Raw genomic sequence first — 16,042 nt, 5'->3', positions numbered from 1 at the left:
GGGAGGCGATCGAGGGTGGCGATCCAGGGGGTCAACGCCGCGGGCGGGCGCGGTTGTTCCGGCGCGGTCCGGGGCTGGTCAGCCGTCCGCCGGCTCGACGGCGGCGATGCGGTGCACCGCGACGGTGAGCTCCGCCTCGCGCGCCGGGTCCAGCGCGCGCAGCCGCCCGCCGTCGAGGCGCAACGGCTTGAGCGCCCGCCGCTCCAGCGTGCCCGAGGCGCCGACCATCTCGATCCACACGAGGCGGCCGTCGCGCAGCGCGTCGTGCAGGATGGCGAGAGCGTCGCCGGGCTCCGTCGTGCGGGGCCGGCCGTTCGGGGCGCGCGACGGCGTGACGGGTGACGGTGCTGCCGTGGACGGCGCCACCGGCTCCGGACGGCGTCCGGCCAGGCGGTCCACGGCGGTCTCGTCGCCGGAGTCGGCGGCGCGCAGGCGCGCGACCAGCGCCGCGCGGGCGTCGTCGGTCGTCGCCTCCTGCTCGGCGGCGGGGCCGCGGCGCGCGTCCCGGGCCGCGCGGTCCAGCCGCGGCGGGCGGCGCAGCCGGGTGCTGAGCACGCGGCCGTCGGGGCCCTCCACGGCGGACAGCAGGCCGCGAGCACGCAGCGCGTCGTGCAGCTCGACGGCGGGCACGCTCGCGGCGAGCACCGTGGGGGCCAGGCGCACGAGCCCGAGGTGGGCGAGCCGCGGGTCCGCCGCGAGCCCGGCGAGCACCGTCGGGTCGGCCGCGCGCACGTACGACCCGGCCGAGCCGACGCGCAGCGACTCGTGCCGCCGCGCCGTGTCGCGCACCAGGTACTCCAGCGGCTGCGGGACGGGGACCCGCGACCGCTCGGCGAGCGCCCCGAGCAGCTCGTCCGCGGTGGTGCCGTGGTCCAGGGCCCGCGTGACCGACGCGGGCGAGAAGCGCACCGTGGTCGCCGCGCCCCGCGACTCGACGTCGGACGACCGCTCCAGCAGCAGGGCGAGCGCCTGCGACGGGCGGCCCGGCACGATGCCGGTGAGGTCGCCCTGCAGCAGCACCTCGTCGACCTCGCCGGGCAGGGCCGCGCGCATCGCCGCGGCCAGGTCGCCGGGGGCGAGGTGCACCGGGGTGGGCCGCGCGTCGGCCGGGCGGCCGGGGGCGGGCAGGTGCGCGAGCAGCGCCGCGCCGGGCCCGGACAGCGCGCCCGCCCCGGTCGCGCCGAGCAGCGCCGCCTCGCCGAGCAGCCCCGCCACCGCCTGCTCGGGCGGCACCGTGCGCGGGGCGTGCCAGCGCAGCACCTCCATCACGGCCTCCGGGCCCAGGGCCGTCTCCGGCTGCGCGGCGAGCACGTCCAGCACCTGCCGGCGCAGCCGCGGCACCCAGCCGCGGTGCAGGTCGGGCGACAGCGGGGCCCGCAGCGCCCCCTTCTCGTCGCGCGACCCGACCAGCCACGGCGTCCGGCGCGAGCCCACCCAGGCCGCCGCCAGGAGGGCCCACCGCTCGGCGTCGTCCATCCCCTCCCACGCGTCGGCGACCGTCGTGGGCCGGTACGACGGCGGGGCGTCGCCGTCGTCGGCCACCACGCCCGCGGCCGCGGCGAGCTCGACGACGAACGCCGCGTCCGCCTCGTCGGAACCCAGCGCCTGAGCGGTGCGGCGCACGTCGCGCACGCCGAGCCCGCCGCTGCGCAGCACCGGGGGCGCGGTCTCGTCCCACGCGGCGACGAGGAGGTCGACGCGGCGCACGAGCTCGAGCGCGGCGCTCGCGGCCTCCGCGTCGGCGGCCTCCTGCAGCACGAGGCGACCGTCCGGGCGAGGCGGCGCCAGCTCGGGGGAGCGGTGGGTGCGCCCGCCGCGCAGCGCCAGCCCGACGTCGCGCGGCAGCGTCACGTGCCGGGCGTCCGTGCGCAGCAGCAGCCGCGCGTCCACGAGCGCGTCGACCGCCGTCCGCGCGGTGGTGCCCGGCGCGGGGACGAGGCCGATCGGCGGCCCCCACGCGAGCGCGTCGAGCACCTCGTGCCCGCCGCGGGGCAGGTCGGTGAGCGCCGGGTCGGCGCCGTCGGCCGGCGCGCCTTGGGGCTGTCCCGGCCGGGCGCCCGGGCGGACCGGGCCGAGGCCGGCGGGGTGCGGGCCGAGCACGTCGTCCAGGCCGGGGGCGGGGCGCAGGTCGGGCCGGCCGGGCTCGCCCGCGTCCCACAGGAGCGCGGCGGTCAGCGCGTCGCCGAGCACGCGCTCGACGACCGACCCCGCGTCCTCGCCGTCGGGCGTCGGGGCGTCCTCGTCCGCGCCGACGGCGTGCCGCACGTCGCCGGGCGTCACGGGCCCGCCCGGGGCGAGCGCCACGACGGCCTCGAGCGCCTGCAACGTCCGCGCGTCAGCGTGGGCGAGCGCCCGCTCGAGGGCGGTGCGGCTGGACGCGCGGGCCGCGAGGGAGCGCAGCGTGGACGGCGACGGCGTGGCCAGGTCGGGGCGCGCGCGCAGCAGCGCGAGCAGCTCGTCGTCGTCCCGCGCGCGGACCGCCTCGGTGAAGGTGCGGGGCGCGGCCGGGGCGCCGGCGCCGTCCACGACGTCGGCCTCCGCCGTGCTCCCGGGCGAGGTGCTGGCCATCTGATCGATGCTACGCGTCGCCCCCTCGGTGCCGGACAGGTGGTCGCCCACGGGCTGCGCGCCGGCAGGGGGGCGGCCTGCTCGGCGTCACGGCCCGGCGGTGCGGCGGCAGACCTCCTCCCACGGGGTGGGCTCGAGGCCCCAGCGGGCGCGGGCGGCGGAGTCGTCGAGCACGTACGGCCGCTCCCACTGGTAGATCAGCTCGCGGAGCTCGCGCAGGAGCGGGGAGAAGGTCGCGACGGCGGCCAGGGCGGGCCCGCGCAGCGAGCCGACCTTCACGGGCGGGCGACCGGCGGCGGCGAGGACGTCGGCCAGGGCCTCGGCCTGCGTGCGCGGCGCGTTGCTCGGCACGTGCCAGGTGCGGCCGTGGGCGCCGGGGTCCTCGGCGGCCGCGACCAGGGTGCGCGCGACGTCGCCCACGTCGGTGAACGTGTGCGGCAGGTCGGTGCGGCCCATCATCGTGACGCGCCGCCCGCGCAGTGCGGCGGGCAGGACGCGCGAGACGTGCCCGTTGGCGCCCACGCCGGGGCCGACGTAGTCGGAGGCGCGGACCTCGACGACGCCGCGCAGGCGGCCGTCCTCGAACGCCTGCCGGGCGTCGGCCCACAGTCGGGCGCGCAGCCGGCCCTTGTGGTCGGTGGCGGCGTCGGGGAGGTCCTCCGTCATCGGGCCCTCGACCGGGCCGTAGGGGTAGAGGTTGCCGGTCACGGCGTAGACGGCGCCGGACCGCTCGGCGGCCGAGAGGAACGCGGCGGCCAGCGGGGGCCAGGCGCGCTCCCACTGCGTGTAGTCGCCGGGGTTGGCGCAGTTGTAGAGGACGTCGGCGCCGGCGGCCGCGCCGGCCAGGGCATCGGCGTCGGTCGCGTCGAGGGCGGCGTGCGCGACGCCGGCGATCCCGGTGTCGCGGCCGCTGCGGGTCACGACGGTGACGTCGGAGCCGCGTGCGGCGAGCAGCGCGGCGACGTGCCGGCCGACGGGGCCGGCGCCGACGATCAGGTGACGGTCGGTCATGACGGGTGCTCCATTCCGAGAGCGGTGCTCTCTGTCTCGACGATCGTGGCACGCGCGGCGACGCCTGGCAAGAGCGATGCTCTCGTTTGTGGTCACTGCTCTCGCGTGTCACGCTGGGCCGCATGGTCGACGCCCCCCGCACCGCCCGCGCCCTCGCCCGCGAGACCCTCACCCGCGAGATCCTCGCCGCGGCCCGCGCGCGCCTCGCGACCGACGGCCCGGCCGCCCTGTCCCTGCGCGCCGTCGCGCGCGACGTCGGGATGGTGTCCTCGGCGGTGTACCGGTACGTCCCGAGCCGCGACGCGCTGCTCACCGCCCTGATCGTGGAGTGCTACGACGAGCTCGGCGCCGCCGTCGAGGAGGCGGACGCCGCCGTCGCCGACCAGGACGACGTCGCCGCCCGCTGGCTCGCCGCGTGCCACGCGCTGCGCGGCTGGGCCGTGGCGCACCCCGCCGAGCTCGGCCTCCTCTACGGCACGCCCGTGCCCGGGTACGCGGCCCCGCGCGACACCGTCGACCCGGCGACGCGCGTGGTGCGCGTGCTCGTCACGGTGGTGGCCCGCGCCCACGACGCGGGGGCGACCCCGCGGCCGGCACCGCGCGACGCGCCCGACGTCCATGACCTCGTGGACCCCGCGCGACAGTTCGTCGCGGCGCGGGGGATCGTGGCCGACGCGCCCACCGAGCTGGTCGCCCGCACGCTCATGGCCTGGACCACGCTGTTCGGCACGGTGTCGTTCGAGCTCTTCGGGCATCTCGTCGGCTCCGTCGCCGACCCCGGGCGGTGGTACGACGCGGTCGCGCGGCGGCTGGCGGCCGACCTCGGGATCGCCTGACCGCCTGCTCGGCGGAGCGCGACGGACCGATGCGGCGTCGGGCGGCACCGGCCGGTAGCCTGAGCGTCTGGCCGGAGCCGGGCGTGCGCCCGGGCACCGGCCGGACCAGGTTCCGCGCACCGGCGCGGCACCGCAGTCGACGACGAGCACGAAGAGGTCCAGGTGCCCACCGGCAAGGTCAAGTGGTACGACGCGGAGCGGGGTTTCGGCTTCATCGCCAGCGAGGACGGCGGGGAGATCTTCCTGCACGCCTCCGCCCTGCCCACGGACGTGACGGGCGTCAAGCCGGGCGCGCGGGTCGAGTTCGGCGTGGCCGACGGCCGCCGCGGCCCCTCGGCGCTCTCCGTGACGCTGCTGGACCCCGCCCCGTCGGTGGCCAAGGCCCGGCGCAAGGCGCCGTCGGAGATGGCCGCGATCACCGAGGACCTCATCAAGGTCCTCGACCGGGTCGGCGACCAGCTCAAGCGGGGCAAGTATCCGGACGCCACGGCGGGCCAGCGCGTCGCGACGCTGCTGCGGGCCGTGGCCGACGACCTCGACTCCTGACCGGCGCGCCCGCCCGGCCGAGGGCCCGAGACGAGGACATGACGAGCACGAAGAGGACCACGACATGGTGACCGTTGCCGCAGACGCCCCCGCACGCACGACGCGGGTCAGCTCCCGCGCGCGCAAGGACGCCGTGCTCCTGGGCGCGGTCGACCTGGCCCGCGAGGCCGCGCAGGAGGGCGCGTCGTCGCCGTCGGACGTGGGGGAGCACCTCGGCACGGTCGCCGAGGGCGAGCGCCTCATGTCCCACCGGTTCGCCGCCACGATGCCGGGCTACCGCGGCTGGCACTGGACGGTGACGCTGGCGCGCGTGCCCCGCGGCCGCGTGGCGACCGTGTGCGAGGTCGAGCTGCTGCCCGGCGACGACGCGCTGCTCGCCCCGGCGTGGCTGCCGTGGGCGGAGCGCCTGCGCCCGGGCGACATCGGCCCCGGCGACACGCTGCCCTTCAAGGCCGACGACCCGCGCCTCGAGCCCGGGTGGGAGGCCACCGGCGACGAGGAGCTCGACTCCGTCGCGATCGACGAGCTCGCCCTCGCGCGCGAGCGGGTGCTGTCGCCGCAGGGTCGCGACGAGGCCGCCGAGCGCTGGTACCGCGGGTCGCGCGGGCCGACGGCGCCGGGGGCGGTCGCGTCGCCCGCGGAGTGCACGACGTGCGGCTTCCTCGTGCCGCTGCAGGGCCCGCTCGGGCAGCTCTTCGGCGTCTGCGCCAACGCGTGGTCGCCCGACGACGGCAAGGTCGTCTCGCTCGACCACGGCTGCGGCGCGCACTCGGAGACCGACGCGCCGCACCCGCCGAGCGACTGGCCGGCCGACGCCCCCCTCATCGACGAGCTCCGGGTGGAGGCGGTGTCCGTCGAGCCGCGCGCACCCCGGGCCGCCGCGCCCGGCACGCCGGACGACGCGGCCACCCCCGACGGCACGACCGACGCCGCGGAGGCGACGGCAGAGGCGACGGAGGCGGACACCGCCGACCGGCGCCCCGACGCCGAGTGACGGGCGACGCCTTCGGGACCGCCGCGCTGCGGCACGCGGTCACGGAGGCGTGGCTCGGCTCGGGCACGCGCTTCCGGGAGGACGCGAACGCGGAGGAGGACCACGCCCGCGGCTACTACCGCGACCGCGTGGTGGTCGAGCTCGCGCAGAACGCCGCGGACGCCGCCGCACGTGCCGGGGTCCTCGGGCGGCTGCTGCTGCGCCTGACCCCCCTGCCCGCGGACGACCCGCGCGGCGTCGCGACCCTGGTGGCGGCCAACACCGGTGCGCCGCTGACGGCCGACGGCGTGGCGTCGCTCGCGTCGCTGCGCGCGTCCGCCAAGGTCGAGCCCGCGCCGGCCGCCGGCGCCGGGCCGGGGGACGGCGCGGAGCCCCACGCCTCGCTCCAGGTCGGCCGGTTCGGCGTCGGCTTCGCCGCGGTGCGCGCGGTGTCGGACGAGGTCACCGTGCGCTCCCGGGGCGGCGGCGTCCGGTTCTCGCTGGCCGCGACCCGTGACCTGCTGGCGGACGTCGCACCCGCGGGCTCGGCCCTCGGCGACGCCGTGGCCGGACGCGGCGCCGACCTGCCCGTGCTGCGCCTGCCGTTCCCCGCGCCCGCGCTGGGCGACGACGAGTCCGACGACACGGTCGTGGAGCTGGTCCTGCGCGACGCGGACGCCGTGGACGCGGTCCGCACGCAGCTCGACGCCCTCGACGACGCGCTGCTGCTGGCGCTGCCCGCGCTCGCCTCGGTGACGATCGAGCGTGACCACGACGACGAGGGTCCCCGGGTGCTCGCCGACCTCGAGGACCGGTGGGTCGTGCTGCGGCGCACCGGCGCGGTCGACGCGGACGCGGTGGCGGACCTGCCGCTCGAGCAGCGCCGGTCGCGCTGGTCGGTCGCGTGGGCCGTCCGTCGCGACGGCGCCGCGGCCGAGGGCGGCGTCCTGCACGCGCCGACCCCCACCGACGTGCCGTTGACGTTCCCCGCGCTGCTGGTGGCGTCGTTCCCCGTGGACCCGGGACGCCGCCGCGTGCTGCCCGGCGCGCTCGCCGAGACGGTCGCCGCGGAGGCCGGGCGCGCGTACGCGGACCTCCTCGCCGGCCTCACCCCCGGGCGGGGCGCCGACGTGCTGGACCTCGTGCCCGGCGGGATGCCGGCCGGCGACGTCGACGCCGCCGTGCGTGACGCCGCGCTGGACGCCCTGCGGTCCGCCCCGCTGCTGCCCGCGCCGCGCGGCACGGAGGAGGCCCCCTCCGCCGACGACGGCCCGGTCGCGGGTGCCGTCGCGCCCGCCGACGCCACGGTGCTCGTCGGTGCGGCGGGGGACGACCCCCGGCTGGTGGCCGTGCTGGCCGGCGTCGTGCCCGGCCTCGTGGCCCTGACCACCGCGCAGCAGGGCGTGGCCCGGCGCCTCGGCGCGACGCCGACCACGCTCGCCGACGTCGTCGCCGACCTGCCCGGCGGCCTGCCGCCCGCACGCTGGAACGCGCTGTGCGCGGCGCTCGAGCCGTACGCGCCCGACCCGGGCGTGCTCGAGGCGCTCGCCGGGGCGCGGGTGCCGCTCGCCGACGGCCGCACGGCGTCGGGGGTGCGGGGCACCGTCGTGCTGCCGGAGGACGACGACGACCCCGCGCTCGCCGCCGTCGCGCGCACCCTCGGCGTGCGGGTCGTGCATCCCGACGCCGCGCACCCCCTGCTGGTCCGCGCCGGCGCCACGTCCACGAGCCCGCGCGCGCTGCTGGACGACCCGGGCGTGCGCGCCCTCGCGCTCGCGGCGTCGGAGGCGCTGCTCGACGGCGCGGCCGACGTGCCCCAGGTGCCGGGCGTCCTCGGCGGGCCGACGCTGGTGGGCCCCGTGGAGGTGAGCCCGCGCGAGGTGGTGCAGAACGTGCTGGCCCTGGCCCGGCTCGCGCTCGCGGCCGGGGGCGGCACGTTCCCGTTCTGGCTCGGCGAGCTGCCGGTGCCCACGGAGGACGGCATGCGCCCCGCGCGCGAGGCCGTGCTCCCCGGTTCCTGGGCGGCGGGGATGCCCGGGCTGGCGCCCGTCACCCGCGCGGCGCTGGCGTACTACACCGCCCCGCTGCTGACCGCCGTCGGCGTGCGGGCCGACGTCGGCGTCTACCGCGTCACCGACGTCCTCACGCCCGACCCGGCGGACCCCGACGCGGAGCACGGGCCCGACGACCCCGCCGGCTGGCTCTCCGGCTGGGAGGACTACCTGCGCTACCTCGCCGACCGCGTGGGCCCCGGCGTCGACGTCGGCGACGTGGACGCCGTGGCCGACCTCGACGCGGTCGACGTCCCGGGCGACGACGACGAGGGCGACGAGGGCGACGACCCGTGGGCCGGGGTGCTGAGCACGCTCGTCGCCGACCCCGACGCGCGCCGGGCCCTCGTCGCCCCGGTCGCGGGCGCCCCGTCGTACACGGCGTGGTGGCTGCGCGACCGGCTCGGGGCGCCGTTCGCGGCCCACGACGGGGTGCCGCTGCTGCCGCCCGCGCCGCCCGCCGTGGCCGCCCTCGACCCGGAGGCGCAGCGCGCTCTCGGCGTCGTGGACGGCCTCGACCGTCTCGACCCGCTCGACTGGCCGGCCGCGCTGGACCGGCTGCCCGAGCCCGGCACGTCCGTGCCCCTGCCGGTCGCGCTGGGGGTGTGGAGGGGGCTCGCCGGCCTCGCCGTGCGGCTCGCGCCCGGCGCTCGCACCAGCGCCCTCGACCCGCTGCCGGACCGGCTGCCCGCGCTCGACGCGAGCGACGTCGTCGTGCGCCTGGCCGACGACGTCGAGGTGGCGGGGACCGCACGCTGGGCCGTGCTCGGCGCCGTGCTGCCGGTGCCCGAGCCCGAGGTGGCCGCCGTCGCCGACCTGCTCGACCTGCCCGTCGTGGGCGAGGACGGACTGCCCTCCCCCGACGGCCCGGGTCGCGAGCGCGAGCTCGACGAGCGCGTCGCGGCGCTGGACCCCCGCCTGCCGCGCGTGTGGTTCGAGCACGGGAGGCTGTCCGTCGCCGGCGGGCCCGTGCCGTGGTGGGTCGACGCCGAGGGGCGCGCGCACGCCACCGACCGCGCCGGCCTGGCCGCGGCGCTCGCCGACCTCCTGGGCCGGCCCGACCGTGCGGCGCTCCTGGCCACCGTGCTCGCGGCGCCCGAACGCGCCGCCGAGCTGTGGGTCACGACCGCCTGGGGCTGACGGCCCCGACGGCGCCGGCCGGGCCGACCGGGCCGACCGGCGGCCCGCGCCTCCCTACGATGGCGGGATGCTCGAGCCCGACACCACGACCTCGCCCGCGGCGCTGCGCCGCCTGACCCTCTTCACCGGCTCCGCGAGCGGGCGGGAGCCGCGGTACGCCGCCGCCGTCCGCGACCTCGCGGGCGTGCTGGCCGGGCGGGGCGTCGGCGTCGTCTACGGCGGCGGGCGCGTGGGCCTCATGGGCGAGCTCGCCGACGCCGCGCTGGGCGCCGGGGGAGAGGTGCTCGGCGTGATGCCGCGGTCCCTGGTCGACGGGGAGATCGCGCACCCCGGCCTCACCCGCCTCGACGTCGTCGCGGACATGCACGAGCGCAAGCAGCGGATGGGGGAGCTGGGCGACGGGTTCGTCGCGCTGCCCGGCGGCGCGGGCACCCTCGAGGAGCTGTTCGAGGTGTGGACCTGGCAGCAGCTCGGCATCCACGCCAAGCCCGTCGCGCTGTACGACGTCGACGGGTTCTGGCAGCCGCTGCTGCGGATGGTCGACCACATGGTCGACGAGGGGTTCCTGTCGTCCCGCTACCGGGAGTCGCTGGTCGTCGCGCGCTCCCCGCAGGGGCTCCTCGACGCGCTCGCGGCGTGGGAGCCGCCCGCCGCGAAGTGGGGCCGCTGACCGGTCGGTCGCGTCCGGGCGGGTCAGTCCTCGCCGCGGTACTCGTCGCGGTGCCGGCGCTCCCAGAGCAGGCCGGCGCCGCCGAGCAGGATGCCGGCGACGCAGGTCACGACCGCCTCGACGGTCCCGCGGTCCAGCACGAACATCACGAACGTCGCGACGAGCGCGACCACCCACAGGCCGATGCCACCGAGCATCACGCGCCGCAGGTCCACGCGCAGGGGCGGGGGGCCGGGGCGGCGCTCCTCGGGGTGGGTCAGCAGGCGGACGAGGGAGGGCACGGGCCCAGTCTATGGCCCGGGGCGGCGGTGTCCCGAGGCACCTCGACCATGACGCGGAGCGACGGCTGAAGTGCGGGTGAAAGTGCAGGTCAGAGGGTGAAAACGGGGTCGGGTGAAAGCCGGGGTGAAAGGACCCCCGAGGGGGCTCCGTGACCCCTCCGACGCTCCTACCTTGGTGACGCCGCCGTGCGAGGGCACGGCGGCCGGCCCGGAGGAAGGAGGCCGTCGTGATCACCGTCCCGGACACCGGCCAGCCCCTCCGGTCGCGTACCGCCGCCGTCCGCGCCGCGCGCCTCAAGGAGGTGCGGGACTCCTTCCGCGCGGGGTCGTGGCAGACCTCCTACCGCCGCCGCCTGGTACGGACCGACGTGGTGGTGGTCGTCGTCACGGCCCTCGTCGCGGCCGCCGCGCGGGGCGCCGCCGTCCACGACAGCGTGACGCCGACGGTGCTCGGCGACCAGGTGCTGTCCGTCGGGGTGCTCGTCACCGCCTGGCTCGCCAGCCTGTGGCTCGCCCGCGCCTACGACGTCCGGGTGTTCGCGTCCGGGCCGGCCGAGTACCAGCGGGTCTTCGACGCGTCGTGGCGGCTCGTGGCGCCGCTCGCCCTGCTCGCCCTGCTGGTCGCGCGGCCCGGCGTCTCCACGTTCCTGCTCGTCGCCGTCCCGACCGGCGTCCTCGCCCTGCTCGTCGGCCGGTGGCTGTGCCGCAGCTGGCTGCACCGGCAGCGGCAGCAGGGCGGCTGCGTCACCCTGGTCCTCGCGATCGGGCTGAGGGACCAGGTCGAGCGGCTGGTGCACGAGCTCAACGACCGCCAGTCCGGCTACCGCGTCGTGGGGGTGTGCGTCCCGACGACCGACGACGTGCGCCCCGGCGAGGACATCCTCGGGGTCCCGGTGCTCGGCGACCTGCGCACCGCCGGCGTCATGGCGGCGCAGGTCGGCGCCGACTGCGTGGCCGTGAGCGGCTCGGACGCCATCACCGCCGACGTCGTGCGCCGCCTCGGCTGGGAGCTCGAGCCGGTCGGCGTGGACCTCATGCTCACCGCGGAGCTGGCGGACGTCGCCGGTCCGCGGATCACCGTCACCCCCGAGCAGTCCGTGTCGCTGCTGCACGTGGACGCGCCGCGGTTCACCGGGCCGCGGTACGTGCTCAAGTCCGTCGTCGACTGGACGGGGGCGGCGTTCATCACGCTGCTGCTGCTGCCGCTCATGGTCGTGGTGGCGCTCGCCGTCAAGCTGTCGAGCCGCGGCCCCGTCTTCTACACCCAGGACCGCGTCGGCCGCGACGAGCGGACCTTCCGGATGCTGAAGTTCCGGTCCATGCGCGTGGGCGCCGACGCGGAGGTCGCGGTGCTGGCGGAGCCGAACGACGGCTCCGGCGTCCTGTTCAAGCTGCACGACGACCCGCGCGTGACCGCCGTCGGCAAGGTGCTGCGGCGCCTCTCCCTCGACGAGCTGCCGCAGCTGCTCAACGTCCTCGCCGGGCAGATGTCCCTCGTCGGGCCGCGGCCCCCGCTGCCGCAGGAGGTGTCGCGCTACGAGTCGCGCGTCCGGCGGCGGCTGCGGGTCAAGCCGGGCCTCACCGGGCTGTGGCAGGTGGGCGGCCGGTCCGACCTGACGTGGGAGGAGGGGGTGCGGCTCGACGTCTTCTACGCCGAGAACTGGACCGTCTTCGGCGACCTCCTCATCCTCGCCCGGACGGCGAAAGCCGTGGTCAGCGGGCGTGGGGCGTACTGACGGACGGTCGCCCCGGCACATCGCCGGGCTGTGAATTCCGTGTCACGGACCGGTTTCCGTGCAGGAGGCCTTCACAAGATCTGGCACGATTCTGCTCATGGCGAACCAGACCACCGCGCCGCCGAAGGGCGACCTGAGCGCGATCGACCGCTTCTTCAAGATCTCCGAGCGAGGCTCCACCATCGGCGCGGAGATCCGCGGCGGTCTGGTGACCTTCTTCGCGATGAGCTACATCATCGTGCTCAACCCGCTGATCATCGGCACGGTGCAGGACGGCACCGGGCAGGTGCTCGGCGGCGGCACCGAGGCCACGCCCGAGACGCTCGGCATGGTGGCCGCGGCCACGGCCCTCGTCGCCGGCGTCGCGACGCTCATCATGGGCGTCTTCGCGAACTACCCGCTCGGCCTGGCGGCCGGCCTGGGCCTCAACGCCGTCGTCGCCTACTCGATCGCCGGTCTGCCCCAGGTCACCTGGGCCGACGCCATGGGCCTCGTGGTCATCGAGGGCATCATCATCCTGCTGCTCGTCCTCACCGGGTTCCGGGAGGCCGTGTTCAAGGCCGTGCCCGTCGAGCTCAAGACGGCGATCAGCGTCGGCATCGGCATGTTCATCGCCCTGGTCGGCCTGGTGAACGCCGGCTTCGTCGTGCCCGGCGAGGGCACCGTCGTCGCGCTCGGCAACCTCGGCACCTGGCCGATCCTCGTCTTCGTCGTCGGCCTCGTGCTCACCATCGTGCTGTTCGTGCGCAAGGTGCGGGGCGCCATGCTGGTCGCGATCATCACCGCGACGGTGCTCGCGGTGATCCTCGAGAACACGCTCCACATCGGCACCAAGGCCGGCGGCAACCCGAACGGCTTCAACCTCAACGCCCCGACGTTCAACGGCGTGTTCACGACGCCCGACCTCGGCCTGATCGGTCAGTTCTCCCTGCTGGGCTCGTTCCAGAACATCGCGGCCGTGTCAGTGATCCTCATCGTCTTCTCGCTGCTCATCGCGGACTTCTTCGACACGATGGGCACGATGGTCGCCGTCGGCGCGGAGGGCAAGCTGCTCGACGGCGAGGGCAACCCGCCGCGCACCCGCGCGATCCTCGTCGCGGACTCGCTCGCCGCCGTCCTCGGCGGCGTCGGCAGCACGTCGTCCAACACCGCGTACGTGGAGTCGACGACCGGTGTCGGCGCCGGCGCGCGCACGGGCTTCGCCGCCGTCGTCACCGGCGTCGCGTTCCTGCTCGCGACGTTCCTGTCGCCCGTCGTCGCGCTCGTGCCGTACGAGGCCGCCGCGCCGGCGCTGGTGTTCGTGGGCTACCTGATGATGGCCCAGGTGGCCGGCATCTCCTGGCGCAACGTCGAGATCGCGATCCCCGCGTTCCTCACGATCATCCTCATGCCGTTCACGTACTCGATCGCCGACGGCATCGGCGCGGGCTTCATCGCCTTCGTCATCATCAAGCTCGCGCTCGGCAAGGTGCGCCAGATCCACGCGCTGATGTGGATCGCCGCCGCCATGTTCGTCGTGTACTTCACGCTCACGCCCATCCAGAACGCCCTCGGCCTCTGAGCCGACGCGTCGTCCCGCGGCCCCGGCCGGTCCCCGCGACCGGCCGGGGCCGCGGCGCGTGACGTGAGGGGTCGGTGCCCGGTCTAGGCTGCGTCGCAGACCATGACGTTCCGTTCGCCCTCGACCAAGGATGAGTTCATGAAGCGAGTGATCACCTACGGCACCTACGACCTGCTGCACTACGGGCACATCGAGCTGTTGCGCCGTGCGAAGTCGCAGGGCGACTACCTGATCGTCGCCCTCTCGTCGGACGAGTTCAACGCGGGCAAGGGCAAGAAGTCGTACTTCACGTACGAGGAGCGTCGCCGGATGCTCGAGGCGATCCGCTACGTCGACCTGGTCATCCCGGAGGAGAACTGGGAGCAGAAGACCACCGACGTCGAGAAGTACCACGTCGACACGTTCGTCATCGGTGACGACTGGGCGGGGAAGTTCGACTTCCTCAAGGACCAGTGCGAGGTCGTCTACCTCGAGCGCACGCCGGAGATCTCGACGACGCAGATCAAGGCGGGGCTGTCGCGCGCGGACGGCTGACGGGGCCGGGGCGGTGGCGCCTCGCGGCCCCCGCCGCGGACCGCGCGACCGGGACATCCGGCGCACCGGGGTGAAATCGGCGTGACGGTGGACGTTTCCCCGACATTCCTCGGAGGCACGGTCGAGGCGGCCGGTATGGTTGCCCCCGGCCTGGCGAGGAGCGTTCCGTCGGCTGCCGCGAGCCCGCCTCCCGGGTGGCTCCGCGGCTCTCCTACCGAGGACTGACCGCATGCCCGCTCGTGCCGACCGACGGTGGTCGTCGGCGACCACCCGGAAGGCCCTGTGGCACCTCCGGCACGGCGGGCCCGCCCAGCTGCGGACGTTCCTGAGGCGGCGGCGCGCGACGGGCGACGAGGTGCGCGGGTCGGGCCGGCGGACCGCCGAGGGGCTGACCTTCGACGCGTGGGCGATGCCGCGCCGGGACCCGGCCCGCGACCTGCGGGTCGGCGTCGTCCTGGACGAGTTCTCACGACTCGCCTTCGGGTACGAGTGGGGCCAGGTGCTCCTCAAGCCCTCGTCGTGGCGCGAGCAGCTGGACGGCCTCGACCTCGTGTTCGTGGAGTCCGCCTGGCGCGGCAACGGCGGAGCGTGGCAGTACCACCTCACGGGCGCGTCGGCGCCGCGGCCCGCGCTGGTGGAGATGCTCGCCGCGTGCGCCGAGCGGGGCATCCCCACGGTCTTCTGGAACAAGGAGGACCCGGTCCACTTCGAGGACTTCGTCGAGACCGCGGCGCTGTTCGACCGGGTCTACACGACCGACGTCGGCCGCGTCGACGCGTACCGCGCACGCCTCGGCCACGACCGCGTCGGCGTGCTCGAGTTCGGCGCGCAGCCCGCGATCCACAACCCGGTCCGCACGCACGGCGACGGCCCCGGGCGCGACGTCGCGTTCGCCGGCACCTGGTTCGCGCACAAGTACCCGGAGCGTCGCGAGCAGGCGGAGATGCTGCTGGGCGGTGCGCTGGACGTGTCGCCGCGCATGGCGACCGGGCTCGAGATCTTCTCCCGCTTCCGCGGCCAGGGGGACCAGTACGAGTTCCCGGAGCCGTTCGCGTCGCGCGTCGTCGGGTCGCTCGACTACGCGCAGATGCTCACCGCGTACCGGGACTACAAGGCGTTCCTCAACGTGAACTCGGTGGTGGACTCGCCGAGCATGTGCGCCCGCCGCATCTTCGAGATCACCGCCTGCGGCACCCCCGTGGTCACCGCGCCGAGCGCCGCGACCGGCGAGTTCTTCCCCGCGGACGAGGTCTTCGCCGTCACGACGCGGGCCGAGGCCGCGGACACGGTGCGCGCGCTGGTCCGCTCGCCCGAGCTGCGCGACCGCGCCGTCCACCTCGGCCAGCGGCGCATCTGGCGCGAGCACACCTACGGCGCCCGGGCGCAGCGCGTGCTGCACGACGTGAGTCTCGCCGACTCGGCCGCGGTGCCGCGGCCGTCGGTCACGGCGCTCGTGTCCACGAACCGGCCGCACCGGCTCGACGACGTGCTGCGGACCGTCGGCGCGCAGCGGGGCGTGGACGTGCAGCTCGCGCTGCTCACGCACGGCTTCGACGTGGACGAGGCGGACCTTCGTGCGCGGGCCGAGGCGGCCGGCATCGACCAGCTGGTGCTGCTCCATGAGGGCACGGATGTGCCCCTGGGCGCCTGCCTCAACCGCCTCGTCGACGCGGCCGACGGCGACGTCGTCGCGAAGCTGGACGACGACGACCTGTACGGGCCCGAGTACCTCTCCGACCAGCTGTACGCCATGGCCTACAGCGGCGCCGAGGTGGTGGGCAAGCAGGCCCACTACATGTACCTCGAGGGCCACGACGCCACCGTGCTGCGCTTCGCGGAGCGGGAGCACCGGTTCACAGACTTCGTGATGGGCCCTACCATCGTCGCGCGACGCCCGGTCGCCGCCGAGGTGCGCTTCGGCGAGACGGCGCGGGGCGAGGACACGTCGTTCCTCCGCAGGGTGGTCGACACCGGTGCGCGGATCTACTCCGCGGACCGTTTCAACTTCGTCCAGGTGCGCTCCGGCGAGGGCCGTCACACCTGGACCGTCACCGACGCCGAGCTGCTCGCGAGCGGCTCGGTCGCGTTCTACGGCCGTGCTGACCGGCACGTCCGAGTCTGACTGGGGAATGAGC

Annotated in this window: 12 protein-coding genes; 9 read left to right on the top strand and 3 right to left on the bottom strand. The window is 76.5% G+C overall.

The features are described from left to right. Nucleotides 1-78: 78 nt before the first annotated feature. Together ACFU9A_RS17685 and ACFU9A_RS17680 are read right to left on the bottom strand one after the other, a co-directional pair. On the bottom strand, nt 79-2,568 hold the full coding sequence (locus tag ACFU9A_RS17685) for a helicase-associated domain-containing protein (protein WP_430576610.1): 2,490 nt from the start codon (nt 2,566-2,568) through the stop codon (nt 79-81). Between the two features lie 87 nt (nt 2,569-2,655). Beyond that, nucleotides 2,656-3,579, bottom strand: a complete 924-nt coding sequence (locus tag ACFU9A_RS17680; protein WP_430576609.1) for an NAD-dependent epimerase/dehydratase family protein — start codon at nt 3,577-3,579, stop codon at nt 2,656-2,658. A gap of 122 nt (nt 3,580-3,701) precedes the next feature. Here ACFU9A_RS17680 and ACFU9A_RS17675 point away from each other — a divergent pair, with 122 nt between their 5' ends. From ACFU9A_RS17675 to ACFU9A_RS17655, 5 genes are all read left to right on the top strand, one after another. Further along, nucleotides 3,702-4,415, top strand: coding sequence for a TetR/AcrR family transcriptional regulator (locus ACFU9A_RS17675; protein ID WP_430576608.1), 714 nt, complete (start codon nt 3,702-3,704; stop codon nt 4,413-4,415). A gap of 162 nt (nt 4,416-4,577) precedes the next feature. Beyond that, nucleotides 4,578-4,961: a cold-shock protein gene (locus tag ACFU9A_RS17670; protein WP_430576607.1), complete on the top strand. Its 384-nt coding sequence runs from the start codon at nt 4,578-4,580 to the stop codon at nt 4,959-4,961. 67 nt (nt 4,962-5,028) lie between these two features. Then, nucleotides 5,029-5,955: a DUF3027 domain-containing protein gene (locus tag ACFU9A_RS17665; RefSeq protein ID WP_430576606.1), complete on the top strand. Its 927-nt coding sequence runs from the start codon at nt 5,029-5,031 to the stop codon at nt 5,953-5,955. Next, nucleotides 5,952-9,125: a sacsin N-terminal ATP-binding-like domain-containing protein gene (locus ACFU9A_RS17660; protein WP_430576605.1), complete on the top strand. Its 3,174-nt coding sequence runs from the start codon at nt 5,952-5,954 to the stop codon at nt 9,123-9,125. Before ACFU9A_RS17665 ends, ACFU9A_RS17660 begins: the two co-directional genes overlap by 4 nt. A 67-nt stretch (nt 9,126-9,192) precedes the next feature. Next, a complete protein-coding gene (locus ACFU9A_RS17655; protein ID WP_430576604.1) occupies nt 9,193-9,795 on the top strand; it encodes a TIGR00730 family Rossman fold protein in 603 nt (200 codons plus the stop codon). A 23-nt stretch (nt 9,796-9,818) separates the two neighbouring features. Here the strand turns inward: ACFU9A_RS17655 and ACFU9A_RS17650 are convergent, their stop codons facing one another. Beyond that, nucleotides 9,819-10,076 (bottom strand): DUF2530 domain-containing protein, encoded by a 258-nt coding sequence (locus ACFU9A_RS17650; protein WP_430576603.1) that lies wholly within the window; start codon nt 10,074-10,076, stop codon nt 9,819-9,821. Nucleotides 10,077-10,303: 227 nt separating this feature from the next. Between ACFU9A_RS17650 and ACFU9A_RS17645 the strand changes: the two genes are divergently transcribed. From ACFU9A_RS17645 to ACFU9A_RS17630, 4 genes are all read left to right on the top strand, one after another. After that, nucleotides 10,304-11,812, top strand: a complete 1,509-nt coding sequence (locus tag ACFU9A_RS17645) for a sugar transferase (protein ID WP_430576602.1) — start codon at nt 10,304-10,306, stop codon at nt 11,810-11,812. Between the two features lie 97 nt (nt 11,813-11,909). Then, nucleotides 11,910-13,373: an NCS2 family permease gene (locus ACFU9A_RS17640; RefSeq protein ID WP_430576601.1), complete on the top strand. Its 1,464-nt coding sequence runs from the start codon at nt 11,910-11,912 to the stop codon at nt 13,371-13,373. A 138-nt stretch (nt 13,374-13,511) separates the two neighbouring features. Next, nucleotides 13,512-13,907: a glycerol-3-phosphate cytidylyltransferase gene (tagD, locus tag ACFU9A_RS17635; RefSeq protein ID WP_430576600.1), complete on the top strand. Its 396-nt coding sequence runs from the start codon at nt 13,512-13,514 to the stop codon at nt 13,905-13,907. Nucleotides 13,908-14,136: 229 nt separating this feature from the next. Beyond that, nucleotides 14,137-16,029, top strand: a complete 1,893-nt coding sequence (locus ACFU9A_RS17630) for a glycosyltransferase (protein WP_430576599.1) — start codon at nt 14,137-14,139, stop codon at nt 16,027-16,029. The last annotated feature ends 13 nt before the right edge of the window (nt 16,030-16,042 follow it).

It is taken from the genome of Isoptericola sp. NPDC057653, from assembly GCF_042799955.1.
In the GTDB taxonomy this organism is placed as follows: domain Bacteria; phylum Actinomycetota; class Actinomycetes; order Actinomycetales; family Cellulomonadaceae; genus Isoptericola.
Note: the sequence above shows the minus strand (reverse complement) of the source record. Positions and strands in the feature narration are given on the sequence as shown.

What these genes read in the sequence shown, in the direction of transcription:
- ACFU9A_RS17685 (WP_430576610.1), bottom strand. Translation starts at nt 2,568, where the DNA reads ATGGCCAGCACCTCGCCCGGGAGCACGGCGGAGGCCGACGTCGTGGAC.
- ACFU9A_RS17680 (WP_430576609.1), bottom strand. Translation starts at nt 3,579, where the DNA reads ATGACCGACCGTCACCTGATCGTCGGCGCCGGCCCCGTCGGCCGGCAC.
- ACFU9A_RS17675 (WP_430576608.1), top strand. Translation starts at nt 3,702, where the DNA reads ATGGTCGACGCCCCCCGCACCGCCCGCGCCCTCGCCCGCGAGACCCTC.
- ACFU9A_RS17655 (WP_430576604.1), top strand. Translation starts at nt 9,193, where the DNA reads ATGCTCGAGCCCGACACCACGACCTCGCCCGCGGCGCTGCGCCGCCTG.
- ACFU9A_RS17640 (WP_430576601.1), top strand. Translation starts at nt 11,910, where the DNA reads ATGGCGAACCAGACCACCGCGCCGCCGAAGGGCGACCTGAGCGCGATC.
- tagD (WP_430576600.1), top strand. Translation starts at nt 13,512, where the DNA reads ATGAAGCGAGTGATCACCTACGGCACCTACGACCTGCTGCACTACGGG.
- ACFU9A_RS17630 (WP_430576599.1), top strand. Translation starts at nt 14,137, where the DNA reads ATGCCCGCTCGTGCCGACCGACGGTGGTCGTCGGCGACCACCCGGAAG.